This window comes from Sulfitobacter sp. (assembly GCF_036960155.1).
GTDB lineage: Bacteria > Pseudomonadota > Alphaproteobacteria > Rhodobacterales > Rhodobacteraceae > Sulfitobacter.
Genome location: NZ_JBALWB010000001.1, coordinates 724,114 through 744,158 on the forward strand (window position 1 = coordinate 724,114; position 20,045 = coordinate 744,158).

The 20,045-nt window shown below is 54.5% G+C and carries 20 protein-coding genes; 11 read left to right on the top strand and 9 right to left on the bottom strand.

Going from position 1 to position 20,045, the window contains the following annotated elements; genetic code table 11:
- Positions 1 to 7 precede the first annotated feature (7 nt).
- Genes V7775_RS03685 through V7775_RS03700 form a run of 4 tightly spaced genes read left to right on the top strand, consistent with a single transcriptional unit; the run spans position 8 to position 4,939 of the window.
- Entirely contained in the window at positions 8 to 2,848 is a 2,841-nt protein-coding gene (locus V7775_RS03685) for a molybdopterin oxidoreductase family protein (protein ID WP_335750503.1), read from the top strand.
- Positions 2,845 to 3,603, top strand: coding sequence for a 4Fe-4S dicluster domain-containing protein (locus tag V7775_RS03690; protein WP_335750504.1), 759 nt, complete (start codon positions 2,845 to 2,847; stop codon positions 3,601 to 3,603). The genes V7775_RS03685 and V7775_RS03690 overlap by 4 nt, the downstream gene beginning before the upstream one ends.
- Positions 3,603 to 4,475: a dimethyl sulfoxide reductase anchor subunit family protein gene (locus V7775_RS03695; RefSeq protein WP_335750505.1), complete on the top strand. Its 873-nt coding sequence runs from the start codon at positions 3,603 to 3,605 to the stop codon at positions 4,473 to 4,475. The genes V7775_RS03690 and V7775_RS03695 overlap by 1 nt, the downstream gene beginning before the upstream one ends.
- Positions 4,472 to 4,939, top strand: coding sequence for a GNAT family N-acetyltransferase (locus tag V7775_RS03700; RefSeq protein ID WP_335750506.1), 468 nt, complete (start codon positions 4,472 to 4,474; stop codon positions 4,937 to 4,939). The genes V7775_RS03695 and V7775_RS03700 overlap by 4 nt, the downstream gene beginning before the upstream one ends.
- On the opposite strand, the gene V7775_RS03705 is transcribed toward V7775_RS03700, so the two are convergent.
- Both V7775_RS03705 and dapA read right to left on the bottom strand, forming a co-directional pair.
- Positions 4,936 to 6,099 carry a M20 aminoacylase family protein gene (locus V7775_RS03705; protein WP_335750507.1) on the bottom strand — a complete coding sequence of 388 codons (1,164 nt, stop codon included), beginning with the start codon at positions 6,097 to 6,099 and terminating at the stop codon, positions 4,936 to 4,938. The two genes, V7775_RS03700 and V7775_RS03705, sit on opposite strands and share 4 nt — an antisense overlap.
- Positions 6,100 to 6,185: 86 nt before the next feature.
- A complete protein-coding gene (gene dapA / locus V7775_RS03710; RefSeq protein ID WP_335750508.1) occupies positions 6,186 to 7,058 on the bottom strand; it encodes a 4-hydroxy-tetrahydrodipicolinate synthase in 873 nt (290 codons plus the stop codon).
- A gap of 160 nt (positions 7,059 to 7,218) precedes the next feature.
- Between dapA and V7775_RS03715 the strand changes: the two genes are divergently transcribed.
- The gene (locus V7775_RS03715; protein ID WP_443070075.1) at positions 7,219 to 9,192 is read left to right on the top strand and encodes a lytic transglycosylase domain-containing protein; all 1,974 of its coding nucleotides are present in this window, start codon (positions 7,219 to 7,221) and stop codon (positions 9,190 to 9,192) included.
- Here the strand turns inward: V7775_RS03715 and V7775_RS03720 are convergent.
- Positions 9,157 to 9,993, bottom strand: a complete 837-nt coding sequence (locus tag V7775_RS03720; RefSeq protein ID WP_335751052.1) for a DMT family transporter — start codon at positions 9,991 to 9,993, stop codon at positions 9,157 to 9,159. The two genes, V7775_RS03715 and V7775_RS03720, sit on opposite strands and share 36 nt — an antisense overlap.
- Positions 9,994 to 10,022: 29 nt before the next feature.
- A complete protein-coding gene (gene mnmD / locus V7775_RS03725) occupies positions 10,023 to 10,682 on the bottom strand; it encodes a tRNA (5-methylaminomethyl-2-thiouridine)(34)-methyltransferase MnmD (RefSeq protein ID WP_335750510.1) in 660 nt (219 codons plus the stop codon).
- Between the two features lie 58 nt (positions 10,683 to 10,740).
- Between mnmD and V7775_RS03730 the strand changes: the two genes are divergently transcribed.
- Both V7775_RS03730 and V7775_RS03735 read left to right on the top strand, forming a co-directional pair.
- On the top strand, positions 10,741 to 11,772 hold the full coding sequence (locus V7775_RS03730; protein WP_335750511.1) for an NAD(P)/FAD-dependent oxidoreductase: 1,032 nt from the start codon (positions 10,741 to 10,743) through the stop codon (positions 11,770 to 11,772).
- Positions 11,769 to 12,167: a VOC family protein gene (locus tag V7775_RS03735; RefSeq protein WP_335750512.1), complete on the top strand. Its 399-nt coding sequence runs from the start codon at positions 11,769 to 11,771 to the stop codon at positions 12,165 to 12,167. Before V7775_RS03730 ends, V7775_RS03735 begins: the two co-directional genes overlap by 4 nt.
- Here the strand turns inward: V7775_RS03735 and V7775_RS03740 are convergent.
- The 3 genes from V7775_RS03740 to V7775_RS03750 form a co-directional block, all read right to left on the bottom strand.
- Positions 12,164 to 12,706 carry an NADPH-dependent FMN reductase gene (locus V7775_RS03740; RefSeq protein ID WP_335750513.1) on the bottom strand — a complete coding sequence of 181 codons (543 nt, stop codon included), beginning with the start codon at positions 12,704 to 12,706 and terminating at the stop codon, positions 12,164 to 12,166. The two genes, V7775_RS03735 and V7775_RS03740, sit on opposite strands and share 4 nt — an antisense overlap.
- 162 nt (positions 12,707 to 12,868) lie before the next feature.
- On the bottom strand, positions 12,869 to 13,546 hold the full coding sequence (locus V7775_RS03745; RefSeq protein WP_335750514.1) for an OmpA family protein: 678 nt from the start codon (positions 13,544 to 13,546) through the stop codon (positions 12,869 to 12,871).
- A 145-nt stretch (positions 13,547 to 13,691) separates the two neighbouring features.
- Positions 13,692 to 14,558 (bottom strand): bifunctional helix-turn-helix domain-containing protein/methylated-DNA--[protein]-cysteine S-methyltransferase, encoded by an 867-nt coding sequence (locus V7775_RS03750; RefSeq protein ID WP_443070076.1) that lies wholly within the window; start codon positions 14,556 to 14,558, stop codon positions 13,692 to 13,694.
- 62 nt (positions 14,559 to 14,620) lie between these two features.
- Here V7775_RS03750 and nth point away from each other — a divergent pair, with 62 nt between their 5' ends.
- From nth to V7775_RS03765, 3 genes are read left to right on the top strand one after another with little or no spacing between them, the layout of a single operon-like run.
- Positions 14,621 to 15,274 (top strand): endonuclease III, encoded by a 654-nt coding sequence (gene nth, locus V7775_RS03755; RefSeq protein WP_335750515.1) that lies wholly within the window; start codon positions 14,621 to 14,623, stop codon positions 15,272 to 15,274.
- Positions 15,271 to 16,263, top strand: a complete 993-nt coding sequence (locus V7775_RS03760) for an adenosine kinase (RefSeq protein WP_335750516.1) — start codon at positions 15,271 to 15,273, stop codon at positions 16,261 to 16,263. The genes nth and V7775_RS03760 overlap by 4 nt, the downstream gene beginning before the upstream one ends.
- Positions 16,263 to 16,853 (top strand): GNAT family N-acetyltransferase, encoded by a 591-nt coding sequence (locus V7775_RS03765; RefSeq protein WP_335750517.1) that lies wholly within the window; start codon positions 16,263 to 16,265, stop codon positions 16,851 to 16,853. Before V7775_RS03760 ends, V7775_RS03765 begins: the two co-directional genes overlap by 1 nt.
- Here V7775_RS03765 and V7775_RS03770 read toward each other — a convergent pair.
- Both V7775_RS03770 and V7775_RS03775 read right to left on the bottom strand, forming a co-directional pair.
- Positions 16,846 to 17,331: a hypothetical protein gene (locus V7775_RS03770; protein ID WP_335750518.1), complete on the bottom strand. Its 486-nt coding sequence runs from the start codon at positions 17,329 to 17,331 to the stop codon at positions 16,846 to 16,848. The genes V7775_RS03765 and V7775_RS03770 overlap by 8 nt on opposite strands.
- Positions 17,328 to 17,810 carry an RNA pyrophosphohydrolase gene (locus V7775_RS03775; protein ID WP_335750519.1) on the bottom strand — a complete coding sequence of 161 codons (483 nt, stop codon included), beginning with the start codon at positions 17,808 to 17,810 and terminating at the stop codon, positions 17,328 to 17,330. Before V7775_RS03775 ends, V7775_RS03770 begins: the two co-directional genes overlap by 4 nt.
- A gap of 155 nt (positions 17,811 to 17,965) precedes the next feature.
- Between V7775_RS03775 and V7775_RS03780 the strand changes: the two genes are divergently transcribed.
- Positions 17,966 to 19,993: an NADPH-dependent 2,4-dienoyl-CoA reductase gene (locus V7775_RS03780; RefSeq protein WP_335750520.1), complete on the top strand. Its 2,028-nt coding sequence runs from the start codon at positions 17,966 to 17,968 to the stop codon at positions 19,991 to 19,993.
- The last annotated feature ends 52 nt before the right edge of the window (positions 19,994 to 20,045 follow it).

Here is a 20,045-nt window from a genome sequence, read left to right on the forward strand (position 1 = left end):
AGAGACTATGACCCATAAGCAGCCCACGCTGGACCTGAGCCCCAAAGTCTCTGACGAGATACGTAAAACCACCTGCTATATGTGCGCCTGTCGCTGTGGCATTAACGTCCATATGAAAAAAGACCCGCTTGGCGATCTTAAGGTGGCGTACATTGAGGGCAACCGGGACCACCCCGTAAACCAAGGTGTTCTGTGTGCCAAAGGGTCTGCTGGCATCATGCAACACAATGCCCCTTCGCGCCTCAAAGCGCCGATGAAACGCGTAGGCGAACGCGGCTCAGGCGAGTTTGAAGAAATCAGCTGGGATGAAGCCTATGAGATTGCTGCAAGTTGGTTGAAGCCCATCCGCGAAACCAATCCTGAAAAGCTGGCATTTTTCACGGGACGTGATCAGTCCCAGAGCTTTACCTCGATGTTCGCGCAGTCCTTTGGCACGCCCAACTATGCGGCACACGGCGGCTTCTGCTCGGTTAATATGGCGGCGGCTGGCATCTACACCATGGGCGGTGCGTTCTGGGAATTTGGTCAACCAGATTGGGATCACACCAAGCTGTTCATGCTATTCGGTGTGGCCGAAGATCACGATTCCAACCCCATCAAGATGGGCATCGGCAAAATCAAAAAGCGCGGCGCCCGCATCATTGGCGTGAACCCCATCCGCACAGGCTATAATGCCGTCGCAGATGATTGGGTGGGCATCACACCCGGGACAGACGGGTTGTTTATCCTGTCGATGATCCATTGCCTGATGAAGGCTGGCAAAATGGATCTGAACTATCTGGCGCAATACACTGATGCCGCCGTCCTGATTAATGGCGATGAAAAATCGCCGGAGTTTGGCCTAAAGCTGCGCGATGACGACGGCAAAGAGCTGGTTGTTGATCGCAACACCGGTAAGCTGGCGCCATACGACCAAAAGGGCGTAAAGCCCGATCTGGCCGCGACCTACCGCATTAAGGGCATCACCCACCGCCCCGTTTTCCACCAGATGGCTGATATGTATCTGGACGAGAAATACGCACCCGAAGCAGTGGCCGAACGTTGCGGTATCTCGGCACCGCGCATCCGCACATTGGCGGCAGAAATCGCACGCGTCGCCTTTGACGAAGCATTCGAGCTTGAGCATGAGTGGACGGATTTCCGCGGCGAACATCACAAGACGATGACAGGCCGCCCTGTTTCATTCCACGCGATGCGCGGAATTTCGGCACATGCCAACGGCTTCCAAACCTGCCGTGCCTTGCACACACTTCAGATCATTCTTGGCACCGTCGAAGTTCCGGGTGGGTTCCGATTTAAGCCACCCTACCCCAAACCTGCGACAGCCCATCCAAAGCCCCATTGCAAAGTCACACCAAACGCTCCGCTTGACGGTCCGCACCTCGGATTTGTGCACGGCCCCGAAGACCTTGCGTTGAAAGATGATGGCAGCCCGGCCCGCATCGACAAAGCATTCACGTGGGAAAATCCCATGTCTGCGCACGGCCTGATGCACATGGTGATCTCAAACGCTTATGCGGGTGATCCCTACAAGATCGACACCTTGTTCATGTACATGGCGAACATGTCTTGGAACTCGTCCATGAACACAACGGGCGTCACACAGATGCTGACAGACAAGGATGAGAACGGCGAATACGTGATCCCACGCATCATCTATTCAGATGCCTATAGCTCGGAAATGGTAGCCTATTCCGACCTGATCTTGCCTGACACCACCTACCTTGAGCGCCATGATTGTATCTCTTTGCTGGATCGTCCCATCTGCGAAGCAGACGCTGTCGCCGATGCTATCCGCTGGCCTGTTGTAGAGCCTGATCGCAACGTCAAAGGCTTTCAATCCGCCCTGTGTGATCTGGGTGCAAAGCTGGGCCTACCCGCATTTGTGAATGAAGATGGCAGCCAGAAGTACGCCGATTATGCCGACTATATCGTCAACCACGAACGCCGCCCCGGTGTTGGCCCCCTCGCAGGGTGGCGCATGGGCGAAGACGGCCCGCAAAGTGGACGTGGCGGCGTCAATAAAAATCAGCTCGACAAGTACATCGAAAACGGTGGCTTCTTTGTCGAACATATTCCTGACGGCGCAAACTACTACAAACCGTGGAACGCAGCCTATCAGGATTGGGCCGTGAAGATGGGACTGTTTGATACCCCTCAGCCCTACCTTTTCACGCTCTATTCCGAACCCATGCGCAAATTTCAACTTGCTGCCGAAGGCCATGGGGATCGCCAACCTCCCGAGCATCTGCGCGAGCGCATCAAAGAAAAGATGTCACCACTGCCTTATTGGTACGAGACTGATCAAGTAGGGAACGAGGGTTACACTGTCACGGCTCTGACCCAGCGCCCGATGGCGATGTACCACTCATGGGGTGGCCAGAACGCGTGGTTGCGCCAACTCCATGGCCGCAACCCGATGTACATGCCGCCAAAGCTGATGCGCGAAAACGACCTATCAGATGGCGACTGGGCAGAGATCACATCCCCGCACGGTGCTATCACTGTGCCCGTAATGGAGATGGCCGCGCTGAACGAAAATACGATCTGGACATGGAACGCCATTGGCAAACGCAAAGGTGCGTGGGCATTGGATGAAGGCGCGCCCGAAGCCACCAAAGGTTTTCTGCTCAACCATCTCATCCATGAGCTGATGCCCCCCAAAGGTGATGGCCTGCGGTGGGCCAACTCTGATCCGATCACAGGACAGGCCGCATGGTTTGACCTTAAGGTGGCGATCAAAAAGGTTGCTGCGCCAACGGACGAGGAATCCAAACCCTCGATGCCGCCGATCAAATCACCCGTTGGCAAAGCTGCCCCGGAACTTAAATGGAAGGTCGGCCAATGACCCAGTTGCCCACACACACCGACAAAAAGCTCGGGCTTGTCATCGATTTGGATACTTGTGTTGGCTGTCATGCCTGCGTGATTTCCTGCAAAGGTTGGAACACCGAAAACTACGGCGCCCCCCTAAGCGATCAAGATCCCTACGGCGCGGACCCATCCGGCACCTTCCTAAACCGTGTGCACAGCTACGAGGTCCAGCCAAAAGAGGGCGACGCGCAGCTTATTCACTTTCCCAAATCCTGCCTGCACTGCGAAGACGCGCCCTGCGTCACCGTTTGCCCAACGGGCGCCAGCTACAAACGGGTCGAAGACGGCATCGTATTGGTTAATGAATCCGACTGTATCGGGTGTGGCCTGTGCGCATGGGCCTGCCCATATGGCGCACGTGAGCTAGACCAAGCCGAAGGCGTGATGAAGAAATGCACCCTATGCGTTGACCGCATCTATAATGAAAACCTGCCAGAAATTGACCGTACACCATCCTGCGTGCGCACCTGCCCTTCAAACGCGCGCCATTTTGGCGATTTGGGTGATCCCAATTCAGACGTGAGCCTGCTGGTAGCCGAACGCGGCGGCATGGACCTGATGCCCGAACTGGGCACCAAGCCCGTCAATAAATACCTGCCACCACGCCCCAAGGATCAACTGGCCCAGCAAGACGAGCAGATCGATATTCTTGCGCCCTTCCTTGAACCTGTTGCCACCGAAACAAAGGGCTTCCTCAGCTGGCTCGATAAAACACTGGAGAAACTCTGATGCATCCGGCACCCTCCGTCATCTTCTTCTCTTCCTTCTCAGGCCTAGGTTTTGGCTTGTTGATTTTTCTTGGTCTCGGCATGCCGGGCGTCACAGGGTGGAGCGCCTTTGCCTTCTTTGTCATCGCTTATCTGCTTGCTGTCGGCGGGTTGATTTCATCCACCTTCCACCTTGGACGTCCCGAACGCGCGCTAAAGGCATTCAGCCAATGGCGCACCAGCTGGTTGTCCCGCGAAGCATGGTGCGCAGTCGCCGCGCTGACGCTCATGGCGGTTTATGGCGCTGGACTTGTGTTTTTTGGCCAACGTTGGGTTTTGTTAGGTCTACTGGGCGCGATCGCGTCCTTGGGGACCGTCTACACAACCTCAATGATCTACGGCCAACTCAAAACTGTTCCGCGCTGGAACAGCCCACTGACACCTGCAAACTTCCTGTCGCTCTGCATCGCAGGCGGCGCGCTTTTGTCAGGTGAGGTGAAATGGGCCATGCTGCTGCTGCTGGTTGCGGGTGGCATTCAGATCGCGACATGGATGCGCGGCGACACCGCATTTGCACAAAGCGGAACAAACATGGAAACGGCCACTGGCCTTGGCAACATCGGAAGCGTGCGCGCGTTTGAACCACCCCACACTGGCACCAACTATTTGCTGCGTGAATTTGTGCATGTTGTCGGACGCAAACACGCCCAAAAGCTACGGATCATCGCGATCATCTTGATGGTTGTTCTACCGATCATTCTACTGGTAATCTCCTTCAACCACTTCTTGGCGCTGTTTGCCGTAGTGGCACATATCGCAGGCGTCCTAACGGCACGCTGGTTATTTTTTGCTGAGGCTGAACATGTCGTTGGTCTGTACTACGGCAAGCGATGAACAACCCCCAAATACAAATTCGCGCCGCAGTTTCAGAAGATGCTGCGGCGCTCACTTCCCTCATCTTCCGTTCAAAAAAATCCAACGGATATGATGATGCCTTTATGGAACTTTGCGTTGATGTATTGCGTGTCACACCCGAAATCCTAAAACAGCGACATGCCTTTTTGGCAGAGGCCGACAACCAACTTCTTGGCTGCGCCATGTTAGATCCCCAAGACGCCAACACTGCTGAGGTCTGCGCATTCTTCATCGCCCCCGAGCATAAACGCCGCGGCGTAGGTAAGGTTTTGTGGAACAAGTTGCTAAGTCATGCGCAAGCCTTGGGATTTACAAAACTTGTCTTAGACGCCGATCCGGAAGCAGTGCCGTTTTATAAAAGGCTGGGTTTTAAGATTATCCACGACACGCCCTCCGAGGCGATCCCCGACCGCGTGATCCCGCACATGGCGCGCAGTATCTAAAGCGGTAGACGTTTTTCAACGACCCGCGCCATGACCGAAGCGCCAATAGGCAAGATGTCAGGATCAAGGGTGAAGGACGGATTGTGCAGCGGCAACGTTCCCGCATGCCCAACAACACAATACGCCCCCGGCACAACCTTGAGCATATCAGCGAAATCTTCGGACCCTGTCGCAGGCTCAGCCTTGTTGAAGATATTATCGGCCCCAACGATGTCAGCGGCAGCGTCCATATATGCATCTGACAGCGCGTCATCATTGATCAAAACATCAAACACATTTCGCAAATCTAACGTGATCTGAACATCATGCGCCAAGGCGAACCCGTCGCAAATCGCCTGCATACGATCCGCGGCCAAGGCGTAGACCTCATCTTTGAAATAACGAATTGTCCCTGCCAGAGCCGCGACCTCGGGAATCACGTTATAGGCAGCACCAGCATGCAGCTGCGTCACGGATAACACGCACGCATCAAGTGCTGGCACATTACGGCTTAGTATAGTCTGCAACTCGGTGGTGAGGCTGGCCGCAATGATCAACGCATCTTTGCTGTCCGACGGCCGTGCTGCATGGCTACCCTTGCCCGTTACTTTGATGTCAAAGAACGCCGCACCCGCCATCGCGACACCTTTGCAGATGCCCACCTTTCCCGGTTGGCCATTGGGCAAATTGTGCATTCCATAAATTTCGTCACAGGGGAATTGCTCAAACAAACCGTCGGCGATCATCTGGCGTGCACCGCCCAAGCCCTCTTCGGCGGGCTGAAACACCACCACGGCCGTGCCGTCAAAATCACGGGTTGCCGCCAGATGTTTGGCAGCGCCCAGCAGCATCGTTGTGTGTCCGTCATGGCCGCAGGCGTGCATCACACCATCATTCACTGAAGAATACTCAAGGCCCGAAATCTCGTGGATTGGCAAAGCGTCCATATCCGCCCGCAGCCCGACGCGGCGGTTGCCCTTTTGCTTGCCATGGATCAGCCCCACAACGCCTGTCTTACCCAAACCTGTGTGCACCTCATCAACGCCGTACTCGCGCAGCTTTTCCGCAACGATTGCACTGGTGCGTTCTTCGGTGAAACCGATTTCAGGATGGGTGTGCAGATCACGAAATATCGCGGTCAGCTCTTCGGTACTATCGGCAATAACGGGAAGAATGTTCATCAAGCTGTCTCCGGACATAGGTGGGTTCACCCCATCCTACGTCCGAAAATTCGCGATGTGTATAGGGCAGCTAAGCCGCCCAAATATTAGACCAGTTCGGCGTGTTTCAGGCCTGCTTCGACCAATGCGCGTGTTTCGTCGCTCAGGCCTGTTAGCGGCAGGCGCACTTCTTCGGAACACAAATCAAGACGAGACATTGCATACTTCACCCCAACCAAGCCCGGCTCGGTAAAGATCGCTTGGTGCAGTGGCATCAGTTTGTCTTGAATTTGCAGCGCAGTTGCATAATCACCTGCTGTACACGCGGCCTGCAGTTGGGATGCCAGTTTAGGCGCTACATTTGCCGTAACCGAAATACAGCCAACGCCGCCTTGTGCGTTAAAACCATGTGCAGTCGCATCTTCGCCAGACAACTGGATAAAATCAGGCCCACACGTGATGCGTTGTTCGCAAACGCGCGCCAGATCACCTGTTGCGTCTTTAACGCCGACGATCCGCTCAAGCTTAGCCAGCTCGCCCATTGTTTCTGGTGTCATATCAACAACCGAACGTCCGGGGATGTTGTAGATAATGATTGGCAGTTTGCAGCAATCATGCACGGCCGTGAAATGCGCAATCAAACCGCGCTGAGTGGGTTTGTTGTAATATGGCGTGACCAGCAGAATACCATCTGCGCCCACTTTTTCTGCATGCTGCGCAAGGCGAATGGATTCCAACGTGTTGTTGCTACCAGCGCCTGCAATAACTGGAATACGGCCAGCGGCGGCTTTCACAACCTCTTCGACAACAGCCTCATGTTCGGCATGGGTCAAAGTAGGCGATTCGCCCGTAGTCCCAACAGGAACAAGCCCGTCAGACCCTTCGCCCACATGCCATTCCACGAGTTTCTTAAGTGTTTCAATATCCAGCTCGCCGTTGCGAAACGGCGTGACGAGGGCAGGCATAGAACCTGAAAACATGTGCACGCTCCTTATGTGCTGGAGACCGAAAGGCCATCCGGGGTGAATGCGTCCCGAAGATCGAGACCACAAGAGAAAGACCGCCTGCTTGCGGACACGTGATTTGTACCCGCGCGCAGATAGACTATGTTAAAAGGCTGTACTGTGAGCAAGATAGGAAATGCAAGCCATGACACGTTATCTGACGGCCCTGTTGCTGCTGTGTGCCATGGCGGTCTCTGCCAATGCAGAGCGTCCGCGCCCCTTGGGATGGGCCCTAGATGCCATGCGTGGTGGTGATTTTGATGCCGCTGAAAAGATCGCAATACGGGACGGTACTGTTGCGCAGGATGTCATTATTTGGCACCGATTGCGTGCAGCCCAAGGCACCTATGGCCAACTAATCGACTTCATAAAGCGGCGACCTGACTGGCCAGGAATGGAGTATTTACTGCGCCGCTCAGAGCCCGATGTCATCAAACAAGACGATGAAAAAATAATTGCCTTCTTTGAGCAGTTCCCTGCGCAAACTCCGCGTGGCGTGTTAGCCCATGCAAATGCTCTCACCGCCAAAGGCTTGACGGGGCCTGCGGAAGTAAATCTGGTGCTCGCCTGGCGAACCATGTCGATGAATGCCAACTCTCAGGCCGCTTTCCTAAAAAATAACGCAGAGTTGCTAAAGCCCCATCACGACGCTCGGCTTGATGCGATGGTGTGGCAGCGCGAATATAACGAAGCAAGGCAAATGTACGGTGTCGCCAGCAAAGCAGCCGAACAGGCAGCCGAGGCGCGCATTGCATTCTACCGCCGCTCTGACAGCGCTGCGAACATCTATGAAAAACTACCCGACAACCTAAAGAACACCGGCGGCGTAAACCACGCTCGGTTTGAATGGCGCATCCGCAAGGGCCGTGTTGGTGATGCAAAAGACTTACTTCTTGAAGCATCTGAAAGCATCGAAACCTTGGGTGATCCGGCCCCATGGGGCAATCGCCGCCGCGCATTGGCGCGCGGTGAGATGCGTTCTGGCGACCCCAAACGTGCCTACGCGATGGCCTCACAGCACTTCCTTACCGAAGGCTCGGATTACGCCGATCTAGAATGGCTTTCCGGTTATATTGCTCTTCGCTTTCTAAAGGAACCGATGAAGGCACATCAACACTTTCTGAACCACGATTCAGCCGTTGAATCGCCCATCAGCCAAGGCCGAGCCGGGTATTGGCAGGGGCGGGCCCTTGAGGTTGCAGGAGATAACGAAGGTGCTACCGCTGCCTATCAAATGGGCGCGAACTTCCAGACTTCCTTTTATGGGTTACTTGCAGCAGAGCGTGCGCGCATACCTTTCCCAGAAAAACTAAAAGGTGCCACCCCTCAAACCAATTGGAAGACCAGCCCACTGGCAACGGCTCCCTTATTTGAAGCTGGTCTTTTGCTTCAGGCGTCAGGCGAGTTGGATTTGGCTGAACGTTTCTGGACCCATCTAGCCGGGCAGCTATTAGAGCCTGACCTGGAGCTTTTGGGCCAAGCCGCTATTGATGTGGAGCAACCCCACATCGCGGTGATGATCGGCAAACGCGCCGCGCGCCGTGGCCTAGAAATTGCCGCCCCCTATTACGCACTACATCCCGCGGGCAAAGCCGACCTGCCAATGGCCCCCGAGATGACCCTAGCCATCGCCCGCCGCGAAAGTGAATTTGATCCGGTTGTTCAATCCAGTGTTGGTGCGCGAGGTCTTATGCAGTTGATGCCTGCCACAGCCCGTGAAGTGGCCCAAGGTCTTGGTATTTTACCACAGCACACCACTGACCGCCTGACGGCTGATCCCGTCTACAATGCGCGTCTGGGGTCACAGTATCTGGCCGAGCTTGCAGGGCGTTTTGACGGAAACGTTGTGATGATGTCAGCTGGATATAATGCAGGCCCAAGCCGCCCTATCCGCTGGATGAACGAAAACGGCGATCCACGTGAAGGCGATATCTATATTACGGACTGGGTTGAAATGGTCCCCTTCCGCGAAACGCAAAACTATATCATGCGCGTCACAGAAAGCCTGCCCATCTATCGCGCACGCCTTGGCCTAGATCCACTGCCGATCCCCTTCTACGAAGAGCTGACCGGCTCAACCCTGAAGGCGTTCGCGCCAAAACGTGAATAGCCCTGCCGCCACGATAATCACACAACCAATCGCAACATTTGCACCTATGGTTTCGCCAAAGATCGCGATGCCAATCGTTGCCGCGAATACGAGTTGTAGATAGGCAAACGGCTGGACTGCACTGGCTTCCGCCACCTCATAACAGCGTATAAGCAGCCAATGTCCAGTTACGCCTGTGATACAAAGACACCCCATCCAAAACCAGTCTGGGCCTGTCATCGGCTCCCAAAACCAAACACCCAATATCGTCATGGTCACAGCACCGACCACACCCGTCCAGAAAAAACTGGTCGCAGATGTATCACGACGAGAGGCATAGCGGGTCAGCAGCCCATAAACGGCGAACATTGTAGCGGCCAGCAACGGTATCAGCGCGCGGATATCAAACACATCGCCGTTTGGCTGTAGAATGATGATCACACCAATAAACCCGACCCCAATCGCCGCCCAGCGCCGCCAACCCACATGTTCGCCCAACACAGGCCCTGACAGGGCAGCAACCAACAGCGGATAGCAGGTAAACACCGCATGGCTTTCTACCAATCCAAGGATGGTAAAGGCGGCGACCATGACGCAAATCTCAAGCGACAGCAGCAGCCCGCGAATGATCTGGACCGCAGGTTGCTCGGTACGGGCTGCCGCACGGATGCCACCCACATAACGTTTGGCAATCGCAATGACAAAAGCCGCAAAAAACCAATAGCGGATCATCACGATCATCATCACGTTATATTCACCAGCCAGATGTCGTGACAGCCCATCCTGAATTGCAAAAACCAGCGTTGTCGCAATCATCAACATAATGCCGAGCGGGATATTGTTGCTTTGCGTCACACTATTGCCGCGCGTGTCATGTGCCGTTTGCGGCCATACCCTTGTACGCGGCTCACCGAGAAACCCGCATCCGCCAATCCACGCCGCACAAAGCCCGCGGCAGTGTAAGTAGCTGCGGTGCCACCATGGGCCGTATGCGCGCCGACTTCGGCCATCAATTCGGGTGACCACAGCTCAGGATTTTTAGCGGGAGAAAACCCATCCAGAAACCACGCATCGGCTTTGTCATCCCACACGGGCAGGGTTTCACGTGCGTCCCCGAGAATGACACGTAATTCAAAATCAGGGCCATCTAGTTGCACTGGGAATTCGGTCGCGTCTGCCAGATCATCAGGCAACCCTTCAAAGGCACGCAATGCTGCATGTAGATCGGTCATCGCCATCGGGAAAGCCTCAAAGCTGGTGAACCGCAATGTCCCGCCACAACCGCAATCGCGAAATGCCTGCAGCGCCACTAAGAAATTCAACCCTGTGCCAAACCCTAATTCGGCCACATGAAACCGATCCTCAAACCGCGCAGGCAGGTCATTTCCGTCCAAAAAAACATGGCGCGTTTCGTCCATGCCGTTTTCTAAGCTAAAATATGGATCATCAAACTGGGTTGAAACAGGCACCCGCCCATCACGCCATTCGATCTGTGCTGTCTGGTCCTGCACGCTATAGCCCTATAACTGTTTTTCAGGCGCAATCTGCGCGCAATCAAAGGCAGGGGCAATGACCGATATTACCATTCGCGGCGCAGGCATCTTTGGGCTGTCAATTGCATGGGCATGCGTCCAGCGCGGGGCTACCGTTCAGATCATTGATCCCAACGGTGCTGGGGCTGGCAGCAGTGGCGGCCTTGTTGGGGCATTGGCGCCGCATGTGCCTGAAAGCTGGAACACCAAAAAGGCATTCCAGCTGGAAAGCCTGCTGATGACAGAGCAGTTCTGGAGTGAAATCGCCGCTACTGGTGGTAAGGATGCAGGCTACGCGCGGACAGGGCGTTTGCAATCAATTGCGAACGAAACTGCGCGCGCGCAGGCCCTACGCCGGATAGAGACAGCCCGCGAACTCTGGCAAGACAATGCAAATTGGGAAGTCATCCCGACATCAAACACCGACTGGCAGCCCATCAGCCCTGATGGCCACCTGATCCGAGATACGCTAAGCGCGCACATTCACCCTCGCCGCGCATGTGACGCTCTGGTCGCCGCACTGGAAGCCAAAGGTGTCAACGTTCAACCCCAAGCGCCGGACAGAGGTGCAGTTTTATGGGCTACAGGGGCCGCTGGGCTGGAAGAATTAAACTTGGGGCGCAGCCGCATTGTAGGTAGTGGCGAAAAGGGGCAGGCAGCCTTGTTACAATATGATGCAAGCGGCTTGCCCCAACTGTTTTCAGAGGGCGTGCATGTCATCCCCCACTTGGATGGTACGGTCGCTGTCGGCTCAACCACGGAACGATATTTCGAAAACGCAACCAGTACAGATGCGCAGCTAGACGATGTTATCACTGCAGCGCGCAGAGTCATTCCAATTTTGCAGGATGCACCCGTTATAGCCCGTTGGGCTGGTGTGCGCCCGCGCTCCCGGACCCGTTCGCCGATGCTGGGCATGTGGCCTGATCGCACTGGTCACTTTATCGCCAATGGTGGTTTCAAGATCGGCTTTGGAATGGCCCCAAAGATCGCTCAAGTAATGGCTGATCTTATTCTTGATGGCACTGATACCATTCCAGACGGATTTAGGGTCGAGGACAATCTATGACACCACAACTTTCAACGCTTGATCATCTTGTCCTGACTGTCGCTGACATTCCCAGCACCCTCACATTTTATACTAAGGTTTTAGGCATGGTCCCCGCACCGTTCACGGTTGCAGATGGCAGCACACGGCACGCGCTATGCTTTGGCACAATGAAGATCAACTTGCATCAAAACGGTGCCGAGTTTGAGCCCAAGGCGCAAAATGTGAAAACAGGCTCTGCTGATTTGTGTTTTCTGTCTCAGACGCCTCTAACAGAATGGCAGGCCCATTTGACTGAACAGGGCGTAGAGATCGAAATCGATCCGGTACGCCGCACTGGCGCTACCGGAGCAATCCTATCGATCTATATTCGTGACCCCGATGGTAACCTCATCGAGATTAGCAACCCCGCTTAAGTCGCGATTTCAGCGCACAGGCTTTCCATCAACTCTGTTAGGCTTTTGATATGCCTCTCGTCCGTCAACTGACCGTTTTCATCAAACGCGGCGTAGCTGGCGGCAATCTGGACTTCCGGCCCTTGCAAAATTCGTGTCCGAAACGGCACCATAAATCCGCGCAGCACAGACTGCGCGCGGGTACCACCTGATTGACCAGCCGCCGCCGACATGACCGCCAGCGGCTTACCACCCCATGGTTTTATTGACGAACGGCTAATCCAATCCAACGCGTTCTTTAAAACACCTGACGGGCCAGAGTTATATTCTGGTGTTGAAATCAGAACCGCATCCGCATCCATGATGTGCTGGGCCAACGCATCAACTGATGCAGGCACGCCGTCCGCTTCTTCGTTGTCGCCGCAATACAGCGGCAAATTGATATCTGCCTGTATATAATCAGCAGGCCCAAATAACCGCGCGGCTTCTTTTAGCAAAAAGGAATTATGGCTGTCCTTACGCAGAGATCCTGAAATACCAACAAGTTTAGGGAGAGCCATGAGATTGATCCTTCATCAGTTTTGCGTTTGCCTAACCAAACTGACGATTTTACATTTTATCTCAAGACGCGTGCACAAACAGTTGCTGTGCATCTATGCATTAAACGAACAAAGGCCCCGAGACATTGCTGCATCGGGGCCCATCATCGGCATTTAGATCATTCAGGCTGCGTTTGGCAGAATGATGATTTCCACACGGCGGTTTTGGGCTTTGCCTTGTGGGTTGAGGTTGCTCGACACTGGCTGGCTTTCGCCACGGCCATTCGCAATAATGCGTGATCCGGAGATGCCGTTGTTGATCAACACATTTGCAACCGCATTGGCCCGACTTTCGGAAAGTTGTTGGTTATATCCCGCGTCGCCGTCGCTATCAGTGTGCCCGACAACCTGAATAGAGGAGTTCGGATAAGCCTGCAGGTTGCTGGCCACTGCCCCTAGATCACGCTGCAAGTCAGGACGCACAGCAGAGGAACCGCTGGCGAACAGAATGTCCTGTGGCAAGGTCACAATCAAACGATCACCTGTGTTGGTGATGGTCACATTGTCGTTGCCGAGGCTTTGACGCAGGTCACGTTCCTGACGATCCAACAGCGCACCGCCACCAGCGCCCAGCGCCGCACCAATCAATGCACCACGTACGGCACCCTGATCACGGTTACCGTCACCTTTGGACAGCGCGCCAATCACAGCACCCGCGCCCGCACCAAGAAGTGCGCCGTTTTTCAGATTTTTGTTCGCATCGCCGTCTTGGGCCAGAATGGAGCCGTTTGGATCGGTACATGCGCCCAACGCGACAAGACCCGTCACCGCAGCAACGAGAGGGAATTTTAGAAATGTCATAGTACTACTGCCTTACTGTTTCGGCTCCGTTCGGGCGAAGCATCTTTTCGATAGAAACAATATAAGGACTAACTCTCCCCGACAAAATGGCTCGTTACGGGGAATAAGCGGCATCTTGCGCAAAACGGGCGCGTATTGTGTCAGATCAGCGGTTCTCTGCTCGTGCGGCCTCGTATCCCAGCATGGCCCGTTTCATCGGCAACCCCCAGTGATAGCCTCCCAGCCCCCCAGATTTGCGCAACACTCGGTGGCACGGAATGAGATACCCAATTGGGTTACGTCCAACAGCTGTACCCACAGCACGGACCGCTTTTGGATTGCCAATCGATTCCGCGATCGCACCATAGGTCGTTACCTGCCCCTCTGGCAGACGCAACAACGCCTCCCAAACCTTAATCTGGAACGGCGCACCCGTCAGGTATAGCGGCGCCTTCTCATTCTTGCTGCCTTGTCCAAATGCAGTCTGCACCCACGGATTTATCCGCTCGGGGTTTTCGCGAAACGTTGCTGCAGGCCATCGCTTACGCAAATCTTCCATCGCAGCCTGCTCTCCCATTTCAGCAGCAAGCGACAGGCCACAAATGCCCTTTTGCGTGCCCATCACCAATACGGGCCCGAAGGGGCTATCAAACCAACCCCAGTCAATCTGAAGTCCTGAACCGCCTCTGGCAAAATCTCCCGGGCTCATGGCTTCCCAGCGCACAAACAGATCATGCAATCTTCCTGTGCCAGATAGACCACTAGAATGTGCGGCCTCCAAGGTCGTGAACTGCGACCTTAGCAACGACTTGGCATGCCCTAGTGTCAGATATTGTTGATACCGTTTGGGAGAAACACCCGCCCACATAGAGAACACGCGTTGGAAGTGTGCAGCGCTCATTCCCATTTCAGCTGCGAGTGCCTCAAGGCTAAGCGGTTCTTCAACGCTGTCGATCAACGCAATTGCGCGGGCAATCACCCCGTAATGATAGGTGTTTTGGGTTTCATCTGGATTTTGCATCATCTGTATCATGACATCACATTATGCCGCCGCCCGCTTGCACGCGACCCGAAACCTGCGCATACCCTTGCCCCATGAACAATCCTTCAAAACAACTCGACTATCATACCATTCGCGCCATCATGGAACGCTTCCAAGAAGCCGATCCAGAACCGGAAGGTGAACTGGAACATGTAAACGTTTACACATTGGTAGTCGCCGTGGCCCTGTCCGCGCAAGCAACCGACGTGGGCGTTAACAAAGCAACCCGCGCGTTGTTCGAAATCGCTGACACGCCGCAAAAGATGCTGGACCTAGGTCTTGAAGGTCTGACCGAACACATCAAGACAATCGGTCTGTTCCGCCAAAAGGCCAAGAACGTGATCAAGCTGAGCCAGATTTTGGTGGACGATTACGACAGCATAGTCCCCAATTCACGCGCAGCGCTACAATCATTGCCCGGCGTGGGACGCAAGACCGCCAACGTCGTGCTGAACATGTGGTGGCATCAGCCTGCGCAAGCAGTAGACACCCATATCTTTCGCGTCGGCAATCGCACTGGCATTGCGCCCGGCAAAACCGTGGACACGGTTGAGCGCGCGGTCGAAGACAATATCCCTGCGGATTTCCAGTTGCATGCGCACCACTGGCTTATCTTACACGGACGCTATCATTGCAAAGCTCGCAAACCCCAATGCAGGACCTGCATCATTCGGGATCTATGCGAATACAAGGACAAAACAGAATGAAGACTTACGATCTCGTCGGTATCGGCAACGCAGTTGTGGATGTCATCAGCCATTCGGATGACGCGTTTCTGGATAACATGAGCATTGAAAAAGGCATCATGCAGCTGGTCGAACAAGACCGGGCCGAACAGTTGTATGGTGCGATGGGTGATCGCCTACAAACGCCCGGTGGCGCTGTGGCTAACACCATTGCTGGCGTCGGTGCATTGGGTCTGAAAACAGCATTTATCGGGCGGGTACGTGATGATGGTCTGGGCCGCTTTTATGCAGATGCCATGACGGATAACGGTATTGATTTTGTGAACCCCCCTGTGGTTGATGGCAATCGCCCCACATCCCGCAGCATGATCTTTGTGACCCCAGATGGCGAACGCTCGATGAATACCTATCTTGGTATATCCACGGGCTTGGCATCATCAGATGTTCCACAGGAAGTCGCAGGAAACGCCAAGATCATGTTCCTTGAGGGTTACCTGTTTGACGAAGACGCTGGTAAAACAGCATTCCGCGAAGCCGCGCGCGCAGCCAAAGCAGGTGGCGGTATGGCGGGAATCACCATCTCTGACCCCTTCTGTGTAGAACGCCACCGGGCTGACTTTTTGCAGATGATCGAACACGAGCTGGACTTTGTCATTGGTAACGAAGCCGAGCTCAAATCCTTGTTCGAAACAGACGACCTTGAAGATGCCATGAACAAGACCGCCGCAATGTGCCCTATCATGGTGTGTACACGCGGTGGCGATGGCGTGACTCTGATCCGTGGATCAGAACGCGTTGATATCCCCGCACCCGCGCGCATTGTCCCAGTTGACGCAACTGGCGCAGGCGATCAATTTGCTGCTGGATTCATTTATGGCATCGCGACAGGCCGCGATCTGGAAACATGTGGGCGTATGGGAAATCTATGCGGCACCGAAGTCATCTCTCATGTTGGGCCACGCCCCGCCAAGGACATGATGAAAGAGTTCGAAAAAGCAGGCCTGATCTGATGCTGGCGGATGGGTACCACGCTGTCCCAAAGGGTAAGCTGGCGATGATTGTCACGCATTTGGAAATGCACGCGCCTGCGCCTATCAAAGATGTACCGCTGCCAGAGGGCATTACATTTCGGCAGGTCAAACCGACACTGGAGTGGTACCGCGATGTGTTTACCCGTGTCGGCGCACTTGACTGGCTATGGTACGGGCGTCTCAAAATGCCCGATGCCGAGCTGCAAGCGATCCTTGATGATCCAAAGGTTATCGTCTTCACGCTCAGCAAGGGCGGCGTGGACGAAGCCCTTCTTGAGCTTGATTTTCGCATGGATGGCGCATGTGAGTTAGCCTATTTTGGTCTCACATCCAACCTCATTGGGACAGGAGCGGGCCGTTATCTCATGAACCAAGCGATAAGCCATGCATGGGATACCGACATCAGCCGTTTTCATGTCCATACCTGCACAATCGATAGCCCCCAAGCACTCAACTTTTACGTTCGCTCAGGCTTTACGCCATACAAACGTGAAGTGGAAATCGACGATGACCCGCGTCTAATCGGTGCCCTACCCGAAAATGCCGCGGCATGGGTGCCCGTTATCTAAGCGGCTGACACGTCTTTCCGGCAAAGCAACTTTTGACTGCACTGATCATTTTTGGCGCTGGCGAATTGAATAAATACCCACCGCAAGGGTTGGTTGCAATTACCCCACCGTCCTGCGTCAACTCAACAAAGGCCAATACGTCGTGCCCAATCTGGGGACGCGCGCACCACGGGCCATAGCAGGCAACCTCAAGCGTTACTGACTTATTGAATGGTGTAGAAAATCCTTTTTGCGACAACGCCCGCCCTGACAACGTCGCCTTGATTTGCGTTAATGGCACTGTACGGCTTTGGTTTTCCACGCCACCTTTCGGCAATTCGCCCGCGTCAAAATCTAGAGAACCGCGTACAATCACAAAATGCGCGTCATCGGCATCAGCCTGTTGATACGCGACTTCCACTGAATGAGGCGTGCAAGACAGTGCCGTCGCTGAGACTGGCGTAACTGCGACCAAAGCCGCAATTATTACACCCCTCACAGCAAATCCCCAAATTCATCCAGCACACGCGCGTAAACCTCACGTTTGAACGGTACGATCCCATCCAGCATTTCATCAGCTGCAAGCCAGCGCCATTTGCTAAACTCAGGTATCTCTGTCTGAATATTCACCTGTGCGTCAGTGCCATTGAACCTAAGCAAGAACCATTTTTGCTCCTGTCCGCGAAAACGACCCTTCCACAGTTTTGGCACCAGATCACGGGGCAGTTCGTACGGCAGCCAATCTTTGGTTTCAGCCTCAACCGTCACAAGATCACGTGTGATGCCCGTTTCTTCTTCAAGTTCGCGTAGTGCGGCCTCACGCGGGTCCTCGCCGGGGTCCACACCACCCTGCGGCATTTGCCAAGCATCGTAATCACGATCCACGCGTTGCCCAACAAAAACATGTCCCGCCGCGTTCACCACCATCACACCGACACATGGACGGTAAGGCAGTTTTTCAATTTCTTCTGGTGTCATTGAAACATCCAACTATTTGATACGTTTGAAATCAAACCTACATCATCATTTACAGCGCTGAAACCTCCCCGCCCCTGACGCCGCGTTTTTAATGACAAGCGGTGCTGCCACCGCCATGCTGAACCGAACTTTATAACGCCAGAAGGGTTATCCCCATGTCCAGCTATCCCAATATGCTTGCTCCGCTTGATCTGGGTTTTACCACCCTCAAAAACCGTGTCCTCATGGGCTCAATGCACACCGGTCTGGAAGAAACAAAAGACTGGAACCGCGTAGCAGAATTTTATGCATCACGTGCGCGTGGCGGCGTTGGCCTTATGGTGACGGGCGGTATTGGCCCCAACTTAGAAGGGTCAGTGCTACCCGGTGCTGCGATGCTAACCAGCGATGAAGACGTCGCAAACCACAAGATCGTCACGGACCGTGTCCACGATGCAGACGGCAAAATCGCTATGCAAATCCTGCATGCAGGTCGCTATGCGTATGGCCCAAAATGTGTAGCTCCGTCCGCCATCAAATCCCCGATCTCTCCCTTCCCGCCAACCGAGCTGGATGCAGCAGGCATTGAAAAACAGATCGCAGACATCGCCGCCTGTGCGGGTCGCGCAAAAGAAGCGGGCTATGACGGCGTTGAGGTGATGGGTTCTGAGGGGTATTTCCTCAATCAGTTCTTGGTGACCCACACAAATAAGCGAACCGATGAATGGGGTGGTTCGTATGAAAACCGTATGCGTCTGCCGATTGAGGTCGTCAAACGTGTCCGCGAAACGGTCGGCACCGATTTCATCGTGATCTACCGCCTGTCGATGATCGATCTTATACCGAACGGCTCAACCTTTGATGAAATTGTGCAGTTGGCTCAAGAGATCGAAAAAGCGGGTGCCACGATTATCAACACTGGTATCGGTTGGCATGAGGCTCGTATCCCCACAATCGCAACTTCCGTTCCGCGTGCGGCGTTTGCTTGGGTCACGAAAAAATTGATGGGCAAAGTCTCCATTCCGCTCATCACCTCCAACCGCATCAACACACCCGAAGTCGCCGAAGAGGTCCTATCGACCGGATGCGCCGATATGGTGTCTATGGCGCGGCCCATGCTGGCGGATCCTGACTTCGTAAACAAAGCAGCAGCTGGCAAAGGCGCGCACATCGCACCTTGCATCGGCTGTAACCAAGCGTGCCTTGATCACACCTTCAGCGGTAAAATCTCGTCTTGTCTTGTGAACCCGCGCGCTTGTTATGAAACCGAATTGGTATTGGAGCCAACCACAGCTGCAAAAACCATCGCAGTTGTTGGCGCAGGCCCTGCTGGCCTGTCATCAGCGATTGCGGCCGCAGAGCGTGGCCACACCGTCACCGTGTTTGACCGTGCGTCCGAGATCGGCGGCCAATTGAACCTTGCGAAACAAGTTGCGGGCAAGGAAGAGTTTTGGGGCTTTGTCGATTGGTACCGCACCATGGTTGCCCATCATGGCATCGACGTAAAGCTGAACACAGAAGTCTCTGCAAACGATCTGGATGGGTTTGACGAGGTTATCATCGCTACAGGTGTTGTGCCGCGTGATCCGCAGATCGACGGCCAAGACCATAAAAACGTCTACAGCTATATCGACGTACTCAAGGGCAACGCCAAGATTGGCGATCACGTTGCGGTCATCGGCGCTGGCGGCATCGGCTTTGATGTTTCCGAGCACCTTGTGGATGACGGTGAAAGCACAACCTTGAACCTACCGGAATGGATGCGGGAATGGGGTGTAGCCGACACGTCCGAGCACCGCTCGGGCCTCGCACCTGAGGGGCCGCAACCTCACAAGCCAACCCGCGCCATCACAATGATGCAGCGCAAACCAACCAAACCGGGTAAAGGCCTAGGTAAAACCACAGGCTGGATTCACCGTGCATCTTTGACCATGAAAAACGTCAAGATGATCGCAGGCGTCAACTATGAGCGGATCGACGATGACGGCGTTCATATCTCCTTTGGTGAAGCGCGTGAGAACCCCCAGGTTATTCCTGCTGATACTATTGTTCTGTGCGCTGGCCAGCTTTCGGATCGCTCACTTGCCGACGCGTTGGAAGCAAAGGGCAAGACATGCCACGTGATCGGTGGTGCTGATGTCGCCTCCGAACTGGATGCAAAGCGCGCGATCGACCAAGGCACACGACTGGCAGCAAGCCTGTAGTTACAAATACTCTCCGAGGGAGATCCTCCTTCGGAGAGCGCCTATACGACAT